The 3312-nt window shown below is 58.0% G+C and carries 3 protein-coding genes; 1 reads left to right on the forward strand and 2 read right to left on the reverse strand.

Annotation, left to right across the window (positions count from 1 at the left end):
• The coding region (locus tag HKN37_17005; GenBank protein NNE48354.1) for a hypothetical protein at window positions 1-325 on the reverse strand (325 nt) is incomplete at its 3' end.
• Window positions 326-743: 418 nt separating this feature from the next.
• Here HKN37_17005 and HKN37_17010 point away from each other — a divergent pair.
• Complete coding sequence (locus HKN37_17010; GenBank protein ID NNE48355.1) at window positions 744-2024, forward strand: hypothetical protein; 1281 nt, start codon at window positions 744-746, stop codon at window positions 2022-2024.
• Window positions 2025-2173: 149 nt separating this feature from the next.
• On the opposite strand, the gene HKN37_17015 is transcribed toward HKN37_17010, so the two are convergent.
• The gene (locus HKN37_17015; protein ID NNE48356.1) at window positions 2174-2740 is read right to left on the reverse strand and encodes a serine/threonine-protein phosphatase; all 567 of its coding nucleotides are present in this window, start codon (window positions 2738-2740) and stop codon (window positions 2174-2176) included.
• Window positions 2741-3312 lie beyond the last annotated feature (572 nt).

Below are 3312 nucleotides of genomic sequence, written 5' to 3' on the forward strand. Positions count from 1 at the left end.
TGGCTTCCAGGCGTTCCATCCTGTTCTTCTCTGTGAGGTCTCCGGCTCGGTAGATGGGAACCGTCCCGAGGCGGCGCATCAGTACGCCAAGTAGCGGCCATTTGAACAGGCCGTGTCTTGCACCGAAGACAACCCTGCCCGGAAACTGTGCGAGGATGAGGGCCGGGTCGACAAGGCCGTTCGGGTGCCACGAGACGAGAAGCCCCCCGGTACGCGCCGGGATTCGACTGACGCCCTCGCAAGCGATCTCAGCGAAGAATGCTCGCGTGAGAATACGTACGAGGCCACGCAGAAATCGATAATCTCTCGAAAGATTGTTCGGCATCCACTACTCCGATAGGACCATCAATGGTAGCGGAGGGATACCGAGATCGCAATCATCTCGATGCGACCTCGGCTCGCTTGTTGAGCGCCGCAGGGCTGTCTTGGCCCGGGCCACTTCCTCGCACGACGAAAAAAGGATCGGCCGTCCACGCGGATGTTGCAGCCGGCGGAAGACCGACATTCAGAATCCAGATATTTGGCTTGCTGAACAATCTGACTACGAGAATCGACCAAACAAATCACGGCACACGCATACGGTGGGTGCGTTCGACACCCTCGCGAGTAAACTTTCGCGACGAAGCGCACGACTGTCAGCGATGGTCCGGCGCCGCCACGCGACCATCGTTTCAACTTCGATTGGGAGACAGCTGATCGTCCCGCTTGGGGGAACTAAACATGAGTATCGGCATGACGTATTCATGACTCGCGCCCGCACGATCAACCTTTTACTCGTCCTCATATCCTGTCTTCTGGCAGTGGCCACGTTCGAAGGCGTAGCTCGACTGTTCGTCAGCCCCTGTGAGAACTGTTGGGGCGAACTTTTTGGACGACAGCTGCCCCCGTTTGAGTTGATCACAGAGGACGCCTTTCTCGAACATGATCGAGACGCGTGGTATCGAAATCTGATTGTGGACGGAAGACGGATCACGGCGGGAGACATGCTCGGCATCTTTCGGGAAGACTCGATCCTGGGCTACGCCCCCAAGGAGAACGCGATATCGGCGAACGACTGGTGGCAGGTAAACAACGTGGGCGCCAGGTCTCGCGTTGACCTCGACACAGCCTACTCCAATGCGCGTGTCCTTGTCTTCGGCGAATCGTTCACGAACGGCAGCAGGTTACGACAGGAGGAGACATGGCCTTATCTGCTTGATCAGCTGGACGATCGTTTCGCAGTCGTAAACTTTGGAGTCGATGGCTACAGCATGGGACAGTCGTATTTGCGCTATCGTGTATTGAGCGAGAGCATCGAACATGACACGGCGGTCCTGGTCTTTGTGCCCACTGAGGATCTATTTCGCGAGGTCAACACATTGCGAACGTTAGTGGGATGGGACATGCCCATGGTGCTTCCACGATTTGTTGTGGCAGGCGACAGCATCAGGCTCGTACGGGCGCCGTACTCAAGCATGACGGAGATGGTCATGGCAAACAGCGAACGTGTCTCTCCCCTGCTTCGTGAGCACCTTCGCGCGTACGACAGTTTCTATTCCGCGAGTCAGTACGAGGACACACGCTTCGGCGGAAAACTGGTGTCCGGCAAACTGCTGGCCCGGTGGAAGTTTATCCGGATGCGACGAAGTTTGATGCGCCAGGCATTGGACATCGACTCGGAGCCTATCACGATCGCTTCTGCCCTGTTTGCCAGGATGAGGCGTGATGTGAGTGACAAGAGCAGGAGTTTTGTCCTGGTCATCATGCCCGGTGCGCGCGACCTTGCGAAGTACCGGACGGACGAGACTTTTCGTCACCGGTGGACACGTATGAGAGATCGCGTGTGTCCCGATTCTCTGTCATGTCTGGACCTGATGGACGATATGGTAAACGTGCCGGCCGGGCAGATCGACGTCGGCTATGACGGCACGCATTATGGACCGAAAGCCGGTGCCGCGATTGCCGAAACAGTGCACCGTCGGCTTGGCGAACGACTGGCCGTCGCCACACCACGATCTTCACACGGCGGGGAATCCCCGGAATAATGTTTCTCCTGCTCGCAGGTGCAACTCTACCGGTCGCCGGTGAATCGTGCCGGCACCGCGACGCGTTCCTGCAAATCCTCGCCCGTCCGGTTACTTCCGCAAGCGTTGCCTGTAACGGGGCAGGCCAAGCCCGTAATCCTGAAGTGCCGTCAACCACCCAGGAACGTCAGAGCCAGCGCGGTGATGTCGTCCGACTGCGGCGCACCGTCCGCGAAGACCAGCACACTGTCGAAAACCCGATCCAGTAACTCGCGCGGGGACCCTGCCTTTTCTCCTTCCAATAAGGCCTGCGGGCGTTCCTCCGAGTACTCTTCGCTTTTCGGACTCATCGCCTCTGTGACGCCGTCCGTGTACAGAAGCAGTGTATCTCCCTTGCCAAGCTGAATCTCCTTCTCTTCGTCCGATCCCACATAGATCCGGCCGTCCTGACCCTTGGCGAGTCCGCGTACAACGTCACCGCCACCCACACCGATACGGCGCCATGACGTGCCGTCGAACTCAAGTACGCCGATATTATTACCAACGTACAGAACGCCCCGGTCATCTTCGGCAAACGCCCAGCTCTGTACGGCTCCCTTGAACTCCTTCTGCGTGTAGCATGTGACGTACGGATTGCCCGTTTCGCCACTGGTGAGTGCCCGGCGGGCCGTGCTGTCGAGATCACTCTGTGCCGCTGCAAACGGCGCTACGAGCGCAGCAGCGAGCGAAATAGCAATATGTACCTTCGTGGGTGAGCCGCCCTAATACAGGAATTCGCCGTAACCGATTGGCGCGGTTCGTCTAGAGTCGCAACACCCTGAGGTCGGTAACGGACACGACATGTGCATCATGGCGAGAAAGACGGTGTCGAATTGGGGGGTGACTGCACCTACGGGCACCTTGCTCCACAGTGACCATACGGATGCCCTATTCCGCCCGTCAGGCAGGTAGTTCCACCAATCCGAACAGGAGCAACGTCATTCCCAGCCACTGCCGCCCATCTCAATGCCAAGGACGTCAAGGATCTGGGCCGTGCGTTGCAGCACATCCTGGAGGGTCTGGGTAGATGGGACGGTCAGATGGCACACCTCGGTCGGCGCGACAGTGAGCCCGGGAAGGTTTAGGCCACAAGAGACACTGTCGACACCCGAATCGATGGTATCGATGAAGCTGACCGACCTTCGATCACGCTCGGGGTGGCCCATCCGGAAATCAAATTGTCTGTGACGGTTCCCCTTCCGTATATACTGTTGCAGCGTTTCGACACACCGACTCAATACTCTTTTCGAGAGGCCGTTTTTTCGGCAAT

The sequence above is a fragment of the Rhodothermales bacterium genome (genome assembly GCA_013002345.1).
In the GTDB taxonomy this organism is placed as follows: Bacteria; Bacteroidota; Rhodothermia; order Rhodothermales; family JABDKH01; genus JABDKH01.